The following is a 14,961-nucleotide window of genomic DNA, read 5'->3' on the forward strand; positions in this document are numbered from 1 at the left end:
GACCCACAAGCCTATGACGGAACAGGACAATTATGACCAGGCACGATTGCTGCTGTAAGACTTTCTCCTTTCAATGCCTCCTGGAAACGCCCATGTACACGACCCTCAAACGCCTCACCCTCGCCGCAGCCAGCGTGCTGCTCGCCACCGGCATCACCCACGCTGCCGACAAACCCGCCGAGGTCCGCCTCGACTATGCCTACTACTCCCCGCCCAGCCTGGTGCTGAAGAAGTTCGGCTGGCTGGAGGAAGACCTGAAGGCCGACGGCGTGCCGGTAAAGTGGGTGCTGAGCCAGGGTAGCAACCGCGCGCTCGAGTTCCTCAACAGCGGCAGCGTCGATTTTGGCTCCACCGCCGGGCTGGCCGCCGTGCTATCGAAGGCCAACGGCAACCCGATCAAGAGCGTGTATGTGTATTCGCGCCCCGAATGGACCGCGCTGGTCGTGCCCAAGGACTCGCCGATCCAGTCGGTGAAGGACCTCAAGGGGAAGAAAGTGGCTGCGACCAAGGGCACCGACCCCTTCCTGTTCCTGCTGCGCAGCCTGCAGCAGGAGGGGCTGTCGAAGACCGACGTCGAGATCCTCGCGCTGCAGCACGCCGATGGCCGCACGGCGCTGGAGCAGGGGCGCGTCGACGCTTGGTCCGGGCTCGATCCGCTGATGGCGGGCAGCGAGGTGCAGGCCGGATCGCGCCTGCTGTATCGCAACGTCGCCTTCAACACCTATGGCTTCCTCAACACCACCGAGCGCTTCGCGACCCAGCATCCGGAGTATGTGCAGCGCGTCATTGGCGCCTACGAGAAGGCCCGCCAATGGATCATCGCCAACCCGGACGAGACGGCGCAGTTGATCTCCGAAGAGGCGAAGCTGCCGCTCGAAGTGGCCAAGCTGCAGTTGTCACGCAACGACTTCAGCACCCCGGTGCCCGGCGCCCAGCACATCGAGGCGCTGAAGGCCGCGGCACCGATCCTGGTCGAGGAAGACCTGGTGCGCAAGGGCACGGATGTGGCGGCCGTGATCGACGCCTTGGTCGAGCCCACGCACGCCCGCGCGGTCGTGAAGTGAGCGCGCCGCCATGAGCAAGGTTTCGACACTGGGCGCGGAACTGGAAGTGGGGATGAATGCCGGGCTGAACGCACTGCCTGCTGCTGACGCGAGCGAACGCCCGCAAGGGCGTCGGCTCGCTGCGCAGTTCAAGGGCTGGGTCATGCCGCTTGCGCTGCTGGTGATCTGGGAAGCAGCGGTGCAGCTGGGCTGGGTCAGCGCCCACCTGCTGCCGCCGCCGTCCGAATTGGTCGTCACGCTGTCCGACCTGGCGGCCAGCGGCGAACTGCTGCGCCACATCGGCGTGAGCAGCCTGCGCGTGCTGGTCGGCTTTGCCATCGGCGCCTTGCTCGCACTGGTCGTCGGCGCTGCGGTCGGCCTGTCGCGCGAGCTCGAGGCCTACCTCGACCCCAGTTTTCAGGCACTGCGTGCCATCCCGTCGCTGGCGTGGGTGCCCTTGCTGCTGTTGTGGCTGGGCATCGACGAGGCGCCGAAAATCACGCTGATCGCCATCGGCGCCTTCTTTCCGGTCTATCTGAATCTGGTCGCCGGCATCCAGAACGTCGACCGCAAGCTGGTGGAAGTCGGCGGCATCTTCGGGGTGAAGGGCTGGCGGCTGATCGTGCGCATCTTCCTGCCGGCCGCGCTGCCCAATCTGCTCACCGGCCTGCGTACCGGACTGTCGCTGGCGTGGATGTTCCTGGTCGCAGCCGAGCTGATCGCGGCGACCCGCGGCCTCGGCTACCTGCTGACCGACGGCCGCGAGATGGCGCGCGCCGACCTGGTGATCGTGGCGATCATCGTGCTCGCCCTGCTCGGCAAGCTCAGCGACAGCGTCCTGCAGCTTGCCGAACGCCGGCTGCTGGTCTGGCGCGACGTCTATGACAGCAACCGTCCCTGAGGAGGCGCAGCGATGTCCGAATCCCTTCTTGCGCTGAACGTCAGCGACAAGCGCTTCCAGTCGCGCCCCGTCATCGACGGGGTCCAGTTCGACATCCGGCCCGGCGAGATCGTCAGCCTGCTCGGCCCCAGCGGCTGCGGCAAGAGCACGCTGCTGCGCATCGTCGCCGGGCTGGATGAAGACTACCGGGGCACGGTGCGGATCAAGGGCGCCCCGCCGCACCTGCATTCCCCCGACGTCGGCTTCATCTTCCAGGAGCCGCGCCTGCTGCCCTGGCTGAGCGTCGCCGACAATGTCGGCTTCGACGCCGGACGCGGCGGCGGCCGACATCCGCGGGTCAAGGAACTGCTCGCCGAGGTCGGCCTCGCGGACTTCGCCGATGCTTACCCGAAGCAGTTGTCCGGTGGCATGGCGCAGCGCGCGGCAATTGCCCGCGGCCTGTTCGCCCAACCGTCCCTGCTTCTACTGGATGAGCCCTTCAGCGCGGTAGACGCCTTCACCCGCATGCGCCTGCAGGACCTGCTTCTTTCGCTCGCTGCGCGCCATGGCACGACGCTGTTGCTGGTGACACACGACATCGACGAGGCCGCCTACCTGAGCGACCGCATCTTCGTGATGTCGGCCAACCCGGGGCGGATCGCGGGCGAGATCGAGGTCGGCCTGCCCCGGCCGCGCGACCGCGCCGCCGCGCAGCTGGCCCACATCCAGGCGCAGGCGCTGGCCCTGCTGCATGGCGAACAGCTCGACTATCTCGATCTGTCAGGAGAGCTGGCAGCACGGCCGCGACGGCACGAACCGGTCGACTTTGCCTCGTTGTCGTTTGCGGTGTGAGTGCCGGATCAATGACTGTCGGCACCGGAACTCCTCTCGCGCCACGCTGCAAATTCCAGCGGCCGCAGGCCGAACCGGATGGCATTGCCGGGATGCAGACTCTGGAATTCCTCCCGGACCAGGGCAATGAAGCGCTCCCGATCCTCAATTGCAACCGCGTCGGGAATCAAAGCGCGGATCGTTGCCGGCTCGGCCCTGGCGCCACTGCGAACGATGGTCGCGATGAGCGTCGTCAGTTGATGGCGATAGCGCAGTCGTACAGCGTCCGGCGGCACCAACTGCTGGCGCACGGCGACGTATTGCTGGCAGGAACGCTCGTAAGCGCGCACAAAGATGTCGCGCAGCAACTCGACCCGGTTGAGTTCATAGACCCCAAGCAGCCCTTCGATGTAGTCCGCTCCGGCCACATCGATGAAGGAAAGGGGCGACAGATTGTGCTTGATCAGGGGAATGTTCGCGGCGAGCCGGGAGACCCGCTTATTGACGTCCTCGAAGGGTTGCAGATAGGGCAGATGCACCATCAGGAAGAAGGACTGCTCGAAGGGATCGCGAATTTCGGCCGCCATCTCGACAACGACACCGAACAACTCCTCGATTCGCTGTGGCATAGCGATGGGCAGGTAGACGCTGCCACCGATTTCCACCGGCCGAGCACGCAGGCGACCGCAGGCTGCCGGGTTGGGCATGAGACCGTCCGACAGGAAGGCATGCAGGGCGATGATGGTTTCCCGGTTGACCCCGGCGTGTTCGGTATCGCGCACCAGATATTCGATGGCCGCCTTGTGGTTGAGGATCATCTGGGTCTCCAGTGCCCCCTTACCCTCGGCAGCCTGTCCGTATTCGATCAGCCGTTCGGTGTCGAGTCGTGAATAGGTGTTGCCTTCCAGTTGCGACGAGGCCCATGAGAGATCGATCAATAGCCGGTTGAGGATGTCACGGGCAAAGGTACCGGCTGGGGCGGCATCAAGCTCAGCGGCGGCCGGACGGCCGAGCTGGTGTAACTGCACGCGCAGGGGTTCCGGGAGATACGCCGTCAGGTTTGGCGTGTATTGCTCCAGGAAGGATTGCCTGTAGCTGACCGGCGTCCGCTGCTCCCGAGCTTGGCGTACCTGGCGCCGGATTTCCTCCCCTTCGGCCGAGACCTTGAGACGGGCATCGGTACCCGGCGCGTCGAAAGCTGAACCGGTTTCGTGGAGGTCACCGGCAGCAACGCTCGGTTGCCGGTAACGCAGGCCGGGGCCCGCGCCGTAGGTGGAGATCTTCTTCGCCCCGACCAGCTCAGCCAGTCGGCGCTGCAGCGTGCGGCGGCTCACTACCCCTGCCAGCAGGGCGTGCAATTCGTCGGTGCTGATCCCGTCCGGGTCCTCGGCGATGAGCACCTCAATGCGTTCGTTGAGATCCGCAGGTAGCTTTTTTGGCATGGTGTTCTGACGCAATGATTGTCCACTGCGCCAAAAGATTATCTCTATTGGCGCAATAAGCCAAGTATCGCGCCATTCCCGATTGTCGTCGCGCCTGTTGCTCATGCAGCAGCCCGATGCAGCGTTTGCTGCGATGCCAGCAGCCGCATCGGCACGAGATTCTCAAGCTACTGTTTTACAAGCACTAAGAATCTGGCACGCCCCGTGCTCATGCTCATGCAAGTGCCACCCCTGGCACGTCTCACACAACCCCAAAAGGTGAAAGCATGAGCAAGCCCATCAAAGTCGTGGCCGTCTCCGGCGGCCTGCAACGCCCCTCCCGCACCCTGACCGTGGTCGAAGCCCTGATCGACGCCCTGGGCGAACAGGCAGCGATCGACGTGCGCCTGATCGAACTCGGCACCATCGGCCCCAAGCTGGCCGGTGCGCTCTACCCCTCGCAGTTGCCGGACGACGTGAAGGCCGACATCGCCGCGATCGAATCGGCCGACTTCCTGGTGGTGGCGAGCCCGGTATATCGCGCCTCCTTCACCGGCCTATTCAAGCACCTGTTCGACTTCGTCGACCACAACGCGCTGATCGACGTGCCGGTGCTGCTCGCCGCCACCGGCGGCAGCGACCGCCACGCCTTGGTCATCGATCACCAGTTCCGCCCCCTGTTCAGCTTCTTCCAGGCCCACACGCTGCCGATCGGCGTGTACGGCAGCGAGGCCGAGATCCAGGACTACCAGATCACCAGCCCCGCGCTGCAGGCCCGCATCGACCTCGCCGCCGAGCGTGCCCGTCCCTTCCTGCGCCCGCGCTCCCCTGCAGTAACGAGCGTGCACAAGAACGCCCGCGCCGCCGCCTGACCGTCAAGACACTTTCACAGGACACCTGAACATGAGCCGCGACAACATCAAATTTGCCTACTGGGTCCCCAACGTCAGTGGTGGCCTGGTCGTCAGCAAGATCGAGCAGCGCACCAGCTGGGACATCGACTACAACCGCAAGCTGGCGCAGATCGCCGAGAAGGCCGGCTTCGACTACGCGCTGTCGCAGATCCGGTTTACCGCCGGCTATGGCGCCGAATACCAGCACGAGTCGGTGTCATTCAGCCATGCGCTGCTGGCCGCGACCGAGAAGCTGCGCGTGATCGCCGCTGTCCTGCCCGGCCCCTGGCATCCGGCGGTGCTCGCGAAGCAGATCGCCACCATCGACCAGCTCACCGGCGGCCGGGTGGCGGTGAACGTGGTCTCGGGCTGGTTCCGCGGCGAGTTCCACGGCATCGGCGAGCCCTGGCTGGAACACGACGAACGCTATCGCCGCTCGCAGGAATTCATCGAGGTGCTCAAGGGCATCTGGACCCAGGACAACTTCACCTACAAGGGCGACTTTTACCGCTTCCATGACTACACGCTGAAGCCCAAGCCCCTGCAGCAGCCGCACCCCGAGATTTTCCAGGGCGGCAGCTCGCGCGCGGCGCGCGACATGGCGGCGCGCGTGTCGGACTGGTACTTCACCAACGGCAACACCGTCGAGGGCATCAAGGCCCAGGTGGATGACATCCGCGCCAAGGCCGCTGCCAACGGCCACACGGTGAAGGTGGGCGTCAACGCCTTCATCATCGCCCGCGACACCGAGGAAGAAGCCCAGGCAGTGCTGCAGGAAATCATCGACAAGGCCGATCCCGAAGCTGTCAATGCCTTCGGCGACGCCGTGAAGCAGGCCGGCAAGGCGAGTCCGGAAGGCGAAGGGAACTGGGCGAAGTCCACCTTCCAGGACCTCGTCCAGTACAACGACGGCTTCAAGACCAACCTGATCGGCACGCCGCAGCAGATCGCCGAGCGCATCGTGACGCTGAAGGCGGTAGGCGTGGATCTGGTGTTGGCCGGCTTCCTGCACTTCCAGGAGGAGGTAGCCTACTTCGGCGAGAGGGTGCTGCCGCTGGTGCGCGCGCTCGAAGCCAAGGCCGGCGCGGGCCAGCCGGCACGAGAACTGGCCGAAGCAGTCTGAGGGCAGAACTAAAATGAGTCTCGACATCTTCTGGTTCCTGCCCACCTCCGGCGACACCCGCTACCTCGGTAAATCCAACTCCGGTCGCCCGGTCACCATCGAATACATGCAGCAGATCGCGGTGACCGCCGACAACCTCGGCTACGACGGCATCCTGATCCCGACCGGCAGCGGCTGCCTCGACCCCTGGGTGGTCGCGGGCAGCGTCGCACCGGTCACCCGCAAGCTGAAGCTGCTGGTGGCGCTACGCACCGCGCTGACCAAGCCGACCGCCGCCGCGCGCATGGCGGCCACGCTGGACCAGGCCACCCGCGGCCGGCTGCTGCTGAACGTGGTCGCCGGCGGCGACTCGGCCGAGCTGGCCGGCGACGGCATCTTCCTCGACCACGACGCGCGCTATGCCGAGGCGAGCGAGTTCCTGACCATCTGGCGTCGGTTGCTGCAGGGCGAGCAGGTCGATTTCGACGGCGAACACCACAAGGTGCAGGGCGCGCAACTGCTGTTCCCGGCGGTGCAGAAGCCCCATCCGCCGCTCTATTTCGGCGGATCGTCGAACGCCGCCCACGATCTGGCGGCCGAGCAGGTGGACGCCTACCTGACCTGGGGCGAGCCCCCCGCCGCAGTCGCCGAGAAGATCGCCGACGTACGCGCGCGCGCCGCCAAGCGCGGGCGCAAGGTCCGCTTCGGCGTGCGCCTGCACGTGATCGTGCGCGAAACCAACGAGGAAGCCTGGGCCGAAGCCGACAAGCTCATCAGCCGCCTCGACGACGACACCATCGCCAAGGTGCAGGCACGCTTCGCGTCCATGGACTCCGAAGGCCAGCGCCGCATGGCCGCGCTGCACGGCGGCCGCCGTGACAAGCTCGAGGTCAGCCCCAACCTGTGGGCGGGCGTCGGCCTGGTACGCGGCGGCGCCGGCACGGCGCTGGTGGGTGATCCCCACACCGTGGCGACGCGGCTGAAGGAGTACGCCGACCTTGGCGTGGACAGCTTCGTGCTGTCGGGATACCCGCACCTCGAAGAGGCCTGGCGCTTCGCCGAACTGGTATTCCCGCTGCTGCCTGGCAAGGCACCTGTGACCATCCAGGATCAGGTGATCACCGGTGGGCCGTTTGACGCCAGCACCGTGAAGAAGGCTACGCCGGTCAAGGAGGCAGCATGAAAGTCATCGACATGCGTTGCCGACCTGCCTTCTTGCACGACTTCTTCGGCGCCACCCCGGGCACGCCCGAGTACGACACCGCGCGCTGGCTCAACCGGCGCGTGGGCACCCGCGGCAGCGACGAGCACTTCACCCGCTCGCACACGCAGGAAGGCTTCCTCGCCGAGGTGCGCGACTCCGGGCTGACGAAGGCGGTGGTGGTCGGCCGCCACACGCCCTCGCAGCACCTGCCGATCGAGCACATCCACCGCATCACCCACGGCCATGACGCGCTGCTCGGCATCGCCGGCGTCGACCCGGTGATCCAGGGCCGCACCGCGGTGGATGAGGCCGAACGTGCGATCCGCGAACTCGGCCTGGCCGGCATCGACATCGAGCCCGGCTTCGGCAGCCCGGCCCGCCACGTCGACGACCCCGCCTACTTTCCGATCTACGAGGTGTGTGCGCAGCTGGGCGTGCCGGTGTTCCTGATGACCGGCCCGACCACGCCCGACCCGCGCTTCAACGACCCCGCACCGCTCGCCAACGTCGCACGCGCCTTCCCGCAACTGCCCATCGTCTGCTACCACGGCTGGTGGCCGAACGTGGCACAGGCCATCGGCCTCGCCTTCCGCTACGAGAACATCCACCTCGTGCCCGACATGTACCTGTTCGTGGCCGGCAGCAAGGCCTACGTGGAGGCGGCGAACGGCTTCATGGCGGATCAGTTCCTGTTCGGTTCGTCCTATCCCTTCCGCCCGATCCGCCAATCCATCGGCGACTTCCTGGAGCTAGGCCTGCGCGAGTCGGCGGTAGACAAGGCGCTGTACGGCAACGCGGCAAGGCTTTTCGGGCTGCAGCCCTGATTCAGCCCGGCGCCCTGACGCTGGCTCAGGCGCAGCTGGGCCAGCACGCGAGCCCATCGCCCTTTTCTCATCAATACCTGACCATCCAACCCTGGAGCCTTCTATGCCTCTGACCCTTCGCAAACTGCTGTTCGCCGCCGTCAGCAGCCTCAGCCTTGCCGCAACCGCACACGCTGCCGACAAACTCGTGATTGCCGCCACCCCCGTACCCCACGCCGAACTGCTCGAACTCGTCAAACCGATCCTGGCCAAGGAGGGTGTGAATCTGGAGGTGAAGGTGTTCACCGACTACGTTCAGCCTTCGGTGCAAACCAACGAGAAGCGGGTGGATGGCAACTTCTTCCTGCACCAGCCCTATCTGAACGAATTCAAGAAGAAGCACCGGAACGACATCCAGACCGTGGTGGCCAAGGTGCATGTCGAGCCGTTCGCGGGCTATTCACGGAGACACAAGACACTGGCTGATCTGCCCGAGGGCGCCACCATCGCCTTACCGAATGATCCCTCCAACTCGGGACGCTCCCTGGTCCTGCTGGCCAAGCAAGGGCTGATCACACTGAAGGACCCCGCGAACATCCTCGCCACCACCAGGGACATCGCGTCCAATCCCAAGAAGCTCAAGTTCCGCGAACTCGAAGCAGCCATGCTGCCGCGGGTGCTCGACCAGGTGGACCTTGCCCTGATCAACACCAATTACGCGCTCGAGGCGAAGCTGAACCCGGTCAACGACTCGCTGTTCATCGAGGATGCGAACTCGCCCTACGCCAACCTGCTGGTGGCGCGTGAAGACAATGCCGACAGCCCCGCGATCAAGAGGCTGGCCGCGGCGCTGACCTCGCCCGCGGTAAAACAGTTCATCGCCGACAAGTACCAAGGCGCGGTGGTCCCGGCGTTCTAATCGGCTGCGCCCCCCGGGGCGCATGGCCCTTAGATCTTCCGGATGGTGAAAAGCGAAGCCGAAGCGCTTGGTTCCGCCTCGCGGCCCCATCCGGACAGTCGCGATCATCGATCCACGCGGGGCTTTCGGCCGCATCTGAGGTGCGCGCCGCAGCAAGCGGCAAGAAACCACGCGCGGGCGTTCGTCTCTTCGACCGAATTGTGAAAAGCAAAGCTGAATTTCTTGGTTCTGCTTTGCGCAGCCGCCCGGACAATCGCGGCCATCGATCCACACGGATGCCGACCGAGCATGAATACCGACACCGACCGACTCGTCCATTGGTTGGTCAGCAGCCTCGAACTCGATACCAGCGTCTTCCACGTCGGCCAGTATTGCGGCTCGTGGCGAGCCTCGACCGCTGGCCGCGCACGCGCGAGTTTCCATCTCGTGCTGCGGGGCCGTTGCTTTCTGCACCTCGATGGTGGCGCTGCCCCGCTGCAACTCGAAGACGGCGATGCAGTATTCCTGCTGCGCGACCGTCCCCACTCCCTGACCCCCGAGCGCCAACCGGGTCCGGCCTGCGTACCGCGTCCGATGGGGCCCATGCAGCCCATCGAGCCGGACGGCACCAGCCTGGCCTGCGGCTTCTTCGACTTTCGCGGCCTGACGGGGGCCTTCCTTGTCGAATCCTTTCCCGACCTGCTGGTGTTGCGCGCAGGTTCGGGCGGGCTGCGCGCGGTGACACCCGTGTTCGACCTCATCAGGGCAGAGGCCGACCGTGACGCCGAGCCCCCCTCGCCGCTGATCGGACGCCTGACAGAACTGCTGCTGTTCTACCTCATTCGCGAGGTGGCCAGCCAGGAACGCATTGGGGCGGGGCTTTGGGCGGTTGCGGCTCGTCCCCGTTTCGCCCCCCTGCTTCATCAGTTGTTGGGCCATCCCGAACGTGATTGGTCGGTGGATGACATGGCGCGACTTGCCAACATGTCACGCGCGAGCTTCTTCAAGCATTTCGTCGACGCGAGCGGCCAGCCACCCGCGCAGTTCCTGCTGGCGCTGCGCATGAACATCGCCGCGCGCCATCTGCGAGATGGCGAGAGCGTCACCCGCGCCGCCGAGCGCGTCGGCTATCAATCGCCTGCTGCCTTCACACGCGCCTTCCACAAGGTGCTCGGCGAGCAGCCGGGCGCCTACCAGCGGGCGCGGCGGCAAGCACCCGCAACGACGCCAGCCCTTCGCGAGATGCATTGAGGCGACGGCGTCCCCCTCGGACTTGCCATTGGTGGACGATCGAGCAAGAAACGGCGACGCAAGCCCATAGCCTCGGTTCAGGGCGATTCGGAGAATGAGCTCACTTATCCAGAGGATCGAACACCATGTCCCGCCTGCCCCTGCAAACCCTCGAAACCGCGCCCGAAGCGAGCCGCCCGTTCATCGAACGCGCGCTCACCAACAACGGCTTCGTACCGAACCTGATCGGCGTGCTGGCCAACGCACCCACCGCGGTGGAGACCTACTTCACCGTCGGCGAGATCAATGGCCGCACCAGCCTGACGCTGGCCGAGCGCGAGGTCGTGCAGATCACCGCCGCCAGCGTGAACGGCTGCGAGTTCTGCGTGAGCGGCCACTCGGCGATCGCGCTCAAGAAGGCCGGCTTCGACCGCGCTACGGTGGTCGCGCTGCAGCAGCGCGGCGTCACCGGCAATCCGCGCTACGACGCGCTCGTCGCCTTCACCCGCGCGGTGATCGTCAGTCGCGGCAATGTCGGCGATGGCGAACTGAAGGCCTTCATCGACGACGGTTTCACCCAGGCGCAGGCGCTGGAAGTGGTGTTGGGCATCAGCCTGGCGACGCTGTGCAACTTCGCCAACAACCTTGCGGCCAGCGAGATCAACCCGCAGCTGCAGGACTTCCGCCCCGGAGTGCTGCGGCCATGAACGCGCGCATCGATGCGGTCGCCGCCGACCTGAGCTGGTTCGCCACCAACGCCGAGGCCTGCAACCTCGGCACGACCGACGCCGACCAGCTCGTTCCCGAGTTGGGCCGGCGCGGCCTGTTCCGCATCGGCGTGCCGCAATCTCTCGGCGGGGACGGCGGCGAGACCTTCGACGGCGTCGAGGCGATCGCCGCCATTGCCGAGCGCTCGCTGACCGCCGCCTTCGTGTTCTGGGGGCAGCGCACCTTCATCGAGTACCTGCTGCAGTCGCCCAACACGCAACTGCGCGAGCGCTGGCTGCCGGCACTGCTGACGGGCGAGTTCGCCGGCGCCACCGGGCTGTCGAATGCGATGAAATTCCTCTCGGGCATCGAGTCGCTGCAGTTGCGGGCGGCGCTGCAAGGCGCCCGCTGGCAGCTCGATGGCCGTCTGCCGTGGGTGACGAACCTGCGCAAGGCTGGCTTCATCGTCGCGGCCGCCGTCGAACGCAGCGACGGCGCGACACCGATGGTGGTCGCCCTCACCGACAGCCAGCAAGGCGTGACGCGCAGCGCGGACCTGGACCTGGTGGCGCTGCGCGGCAGCAACACCGCGGCCATCGATGTGCGTGCCGCCGACATCGGCCCCGAGCACGTGCTGCACGAGGATGCGCGCAGCTTCTGCCCCGGCGTGCGTCCGGCCTTCCTGTCGCTGCAACTGGGGATGTCGATCGGCCTTGCGCGCGTGGCACTGCGCACCGCCGCCGCGCATGGGCAAGGCGCCCATCGCATCCTGCTGCCACGCATCAGCGAAGTGACCACAGAACTCGAGCAGCTCGTCGACGCGGTCCGCGCCGGGCTGGCGAGTCGCCGCTTCGTGGCCGAGCCGGCGGCGCTGTTCCGCATCCGCATCCGCCTCGCCGAGATCGTGCAGAGCGCGCTCGGGCTGGAGCTCGACGCCAGCGGCGGACGCGCCTACCTGCGCGACCAGAATCGTGACTTTGCGCGACGCTGGGTGGAAGGCGCCTTCATTCCGGTGATCACCCCCAGCCTCACGCAGTTGCAGGGCGAGCTCGCCAAACAGGCCGGAGCCTGCGCCGCATGAACGCGCCGCAGCCGCTTGCCGCAACCCTGGGCAGGGATCCCGCGACCGAACAGGTGCTCTGCGCCGAGCACCTGTCCTTCGCCTATGCAAAATCCGGCTCCACCTTCGAGGACGTCTCGATCGGCATCGGTCGGCGCGAGATCGTCTGCCTGCTGGGTGGCAGCGGCTGCGGCAAGTCGACCTTGCTGCGCGTGCTCGCCGGGCTGGAAACAGCCCGTGCCGGGGTCGTGCGCTTTCTGGGGCAGCCACTGCACCAGCCGCATCCGCGCAGCGCGCTGGTGTTCCAGCAGGCCAGCCTGCTGCCCTGGCTGAACGTGTTCGACAACGCCAGCTTCGGACTGGACTTCAAGCACCAGCCCGCCATCGACGCCGCCGCCCGCAAGGCGCGCGTGCAGGCGGCGCTGGCCGCAGTGGGTCTGGCCGGCCGCGAGCAGGCTTGGCCCGCCGAGCTGTCGGGCGGGCAGGCCCAGCGTGTCGCACTGGCGCGCGCGCTGGCCCGCGAGCCCGAGCTGTTGTTCGCCGACGAGCCCTTCTCGGCCCTGGATGCGATCACCCGCGCCGAGATGCAGCGCCTGCTGGTGGACGTGGTGCACCGCTGGCATGCGGCCGTGCTGCTCGTCACCCACGACATCGACGAGGCCATCCTCGTCGCCGATCGCATCCTGCTGATGGCCGGCCAGCCCGGCCACATTTACCGCGAGTGGGCGGTCGACATCCCGCATCCGCGCGAAGCCCACCCTGAAGCGGTCACCACACTGCGGATGCAGATCCTGGCGACCTTGCGCGCCGCAACCGAAGGGGCCGCACCCACGCCGACGCTGGTGCCGGCGCCCACCCATTCCTGAACAAGAGCCACCCATCATGGACTACAAACCCGCCACCCGCCCGCACATCTGCCTGTCGTCCAACTGCGGCTGCGGCATGACCCGCCGCGACTTCCTGCGCCTGTCGGCGCTGACCGGTGCCGGCCTCGCCGTGCCCATGCTGCGCGCGGGCGACGCCATGGCACAGGCGGCCAAGGGCGACGACGTGCCGGTCAAGATCGGCTACCTGCCGATCACCGACGCCACGCCGCTGCTGGTCGCGCATGCGCGCAAGCTGTTCGAGGCCGAAGGCCTTCGCACCGAAGCGCCGCGCCTGTTCCGCAGCTGGGCGCAGATCGTCGAGGCCTTCGTCTCGGGCCAGGTGAACGTCATCCACCTGCTGTCGCCGACGACGCTGTGGGTGCGCTACGGGACGAAATTCCCCGCCAAGGTGGTGGCCTGGAACCACATGAACGGCTCGGCGCTGACCGTCGCCCACGACATCGACACGGTGACGGACCTCGGCGGCAAGACGGTGGCGATCCCGTTCTGGTACTCGATCCACAACATCCTGCTGCAGAAGCTGCTGGTGGCCAATGGCCTGACCGCGGTGACCCGCCCGCGTGGCAGCACGATTGCAGCCAACGAGGTCAACCTGATCGTGCTGCCGCCGGCCGAGATGGTGTCGGCACTGGCCGGCAAGGGCATCGCCGGCTTCATCGTCGCCGACCCGTTCAACGCTGCGGCCGAGATCAACAATGTCGGCAAGGTGCTGCGTTTCTCGGGCGACGTGTGGAAGGACCACGCCTGCTGCGTGACCTTCCTCGCCGAGCGCGACATCGCCGAGCGCCCGCACTGGGCCCAGCGCGTCACCAACGCGATCGTCAAGGCGCAGTTGTGGACGCGCAGCAACCAGCTCGATGCGGCCAAGCTGCTCGCCGCCAGTGGCGACAACCGCTACACGCCGCACTCGGTCGAGGTGCTGGCGAAGGTGTTGTCGGCCACCGACTACAAGGCCTACGAGGACAGCGGCGTGGCCCGCAACAAGGGCTGGCACCAGCGCCGCATCGACTTCCAGCCCTATCCCTTCCCGTCCTATACGGAGGAGCTGGTGCGCAGCCTGCTGGCGACCAAGGTCGAGGGCGATGCAAGCTTCCTCGCCAAGCTGGATCCGGCCTTCGTGGCCCGCGACCTGGTCGATGACCGCTTCGTGCGCACCGCGATCGACGCCGTGGGCGGTCCGCAGGCCTTCGGCCTGCCGGCCAACCTGCTGCGCCAGGAAACCATCGTGGTGTGACGCGCATGCCTGCCCCCCTGATCCTGCCCGTGCTCGGTCTCGGGCTCGCGGCCGCGCTGTGGGCGGTCGCGACGCTGCTGCTGGCGACCGAGACACCGATCCTGGCCAACTTCGCCCCGCTTGAGGCGGTACGCGCCCTTGCTGCGCTGATCGTCGATCCGCTGATGTGGGATCACATCGGCGTCAGCCTGCAGCGGGTGGCAGTCGGCCTCGTGGTCGCGCTCGCGATCGGCGTGCCGCTGGGAATCCTCACCGGGGTGTCGCGCGTGTTCGCGCAGACGACCACGCCGCTGTTCCAGTTCCTGCGCATGATCTCGCCGCTGTCGTGGATGCCGATCGCGGTGATGGTGCTCGGAGTCGGCGACGCGCCGGTGTATTTCCTGCTCGCCTTCGCCGCCGTCTGGCCGATCCTGCTCAACACCGCGGCCGGCGTGGCCCAGCTCGACCGCAACTGGCTGATGCTCGCACGCAGCCTGTCGGCCACCCGCTTCGAGACCCTCTTCCGCGTCGTGCTGCCGGGCATCGTCGCCCACATCCTGAGCGGGGTGCGGCTGGCGATCGGCATCATCTGGATCATCCTGGTGCCGGCGGAAATGCTCGGGGTATCGGCCGGGCTGGGCTATTTCATCCTCGACGCCCGCGACCGCCTCGCCTACCCCGACCTGATGGCGGCCATCCTGATCATCGGCGCACTGGGTTTCGCGCTCGACTACGCCGCGCGCTGGCTCTACCAGCACTGGCTGCACAAGCGCTGAACGCCGCGCACT

General features: G+C 66.7%; 15 protein-coding genes. 14 read left to right on the plus strand and 1 reads right to left on the minus strand.

Annotated elements, in window-relative coordinates; genetic code table 11:
• Nucleotides 1-92 precede the first annotated feature (92 nt).
• The 3 genes from B447_RS13920 to B447_RS13930 are packed head-to-tail and all read left to right on the plus strand — an operon-like array spanning nt 93 to nt 2,775.
• A complete protein-coding gene (locus B447_RS13920; RefSeq protein ID WP_002941346.1) occupies nt 93-1,064 on the plus strand; it encodes an aliphatic sulfonate ABC transporter substrate-binding protein in 972 nt (323 codons plus the stop codon).
• Between the two features lie 10 nt (nt 1,065-1,074).
• Complete coding sequence (locus tag B447_RS13925) at nt 1,075-1,944, plus strand: ABC transporter permease (protein ID WP_002941347.1); 870 nt, start codon at nt 1,075-1,077, stop codon at nt 1,942-1,944.
• A gap of 12 nt (nt 1,945-1,956) precedes the next feature.
• Entirely contained in the window at nt 1,957-2,775 is an 819-nt protein-coding gene (locus B447_RS13930; protein ID WP_002941349.1) for an ABC transporter ATP-binding protein, read from the plus strand.
• A gap of 8 nt (nt 2,776-2,783) precedes the next feature.
• On the opposite strand, the gene B447_RS13935 is transcribed toward B447_RS13930, so the two are convergent.
• The gene (locus tag B447_RS13935) at nt 2,784-4,211 is read right to left on the minus strand and encodes a Fic family protein (RefSeq protein ID WP_232431629.1); all 1,428 of its coding nucleotides are present in this window, start codon (nt 4,209-4,211) and stop codon (nt 2,784-2,786) included.
• Nucleotides 4,212-4,462: 251 nt separating this feature from the next.
• Between B447_RS13935 and msuE the strand changes: the two genes are divergently transcribed.
• From msuE to B447_RS13990, 11 genes are all read left to right on the plus strand, one after another.
• Nucleotides 4,463-5,047 (plus strand): FMN reductase, encoded by a 585-nt coding sequence (gene msuE / locus B447_RS13940; RefSeq protein WP_002941354.1) that lies wholly within the window; start codon nt 4,463-4,465, stop codon nt 5,045-5,047.
• A gap of 31 nt (nt 5,048-5,078) precedes the next feature.
• Nucleotides 5,079-6,191, plus strand: a complete 1,113-nt coding sequence (gene sfnG, locus B447_RS13945; protein ID WP_002941356.1) for a dimethylsulfone monooxygenase SfnG — start codon at nt 5,079-5,081, stop codon at nt 6,189-6,191.
• Nucleotides 6,192-6,204: 13 nt separating this feature from the next.
• Complete coding sequence (gene ssuD, locus B447_RS13950) at nt 6,205-7,353, plus strand: FMNH2-dependent alkanesulfonate monooxygenase (RefSeq protein ID WP_002941359.1); 1,149 nt, start codon at nt 6,205-6,207, stop codon at nt 7,351-7,353.
• Nucleotides 7,350-8,198, plus strand: a complete 849-nt coding sequence (locus B447_RS13955) for an amidohydrolase family protein (RefSeq protein WP_002941361.1) — start codon at nt 7,350-7,352, stop codon at nt 8,196-8,198. Before ssuD ends, B447_RS13955 begins: the two co-directional genes overlap by 4 nt.
• Nucleotides 8,199-8,301: 103 nt before the next feature.
• Nucleotides 8,302-9,096, plus strand: coding sequence for a MetQ/NlpA family ABC transporter substrate-binding protein (locus tag B447_RS13960; RefSeq protein WP_002941363.1), 795 nt, complete (start codon nt 8,302-8,304; stop codon nt 9,094-9,096).
• 288 nt (nt 9,097-9,384) lie between these two features.
• Nucleotides 9,385-10,326: an AraC family transcriptional regulator gene (locus tag B447_RS13965; protein WP_002941365.1), complete on the plus strand. Its 942-nt coding sequence runs from the start codon at nt 9,385-9,387 to the stop codon at nt 10,324-10,326.
• Nucleotides 10,327-10,451: 125 nt separating this feature from the next.
• The gene (locus tag B447_RS13970; protein ID WP_002941369.1) at nt 10,452-11,012 is read left to right on the plus strand and encodes a carboxymuconolactone decarboxylase family protein; all 561 of its coding nucleotides are present in this window, start codon (nt 10,452-10,454) and stop codon (nt 11,010-11,012) included.
• On the plus strand, nt 11,009-12,094 hold the full coding sequence (locus tag B447_RS13975; protein WP_002941372.1) for an acyl-CoA dehydrogenase family protein: 1,086 nt from the start codon (nt 11,009-11,011) through the stop codon (nt 12,092-12,094). The genes B447_RS13970 and B447_RS13975 overlap by 4 nt, the downstream gene beginning before the upstream one ends.
• Nucleotides 12,091-12,939: an ABC transporter ATP-binding protein gene (locus tag B447_RS13980; protein WP_002941374.1), complete on the plus strand. Its 849-nt coding sequence runs from the start codon at nt 12,091-12,093 to the stop codon at nt 12,937-12,939. The genes B447_RS13975 and B447_RS13980 overlap by 4 nt, the downstream gene beginning before the upstream one ends.
• Before the next feature lie 16 nt (nt 12,940-12,955).
• Nucleotides 12,956-14,194 carry an ABC transporter substrate-binding protein gene (locus B447_RS13985; RefSeq protein WP_002941377.1) on the plus strand — a complete coding sequence of 413 codons (1,239 nt, stop codon included), beginning with the start codon at nt 12,956-12,958 and terminating at the stop codon, nt 14,192-14,194.
• A gap of 5 nt (nt 14,195-14,199) precedes the next feature.
• Nucleotides 14,200-14,949, plus strand: coding sequence for an ABC transporter permease (locus tag B447_RS13990; RefSeq protein WP_037982867.1), 750 nt, complete (start codon nt 14,200-14,202; stop codon nt 14,947-14,949).
• Nucleotides 14,950-14,961 lie beyond the last annotated feature (12 nt).

The sequence above is a fragment of the Thauera sp. 27 genome, assembly GCF_000310125.2.
GTDB lineage: Bacteria > Pseudomonadota > Gammaproteobacteria > Burkholderiales > Rhodocyclaceae > Thauera > Thauera mechernichensis.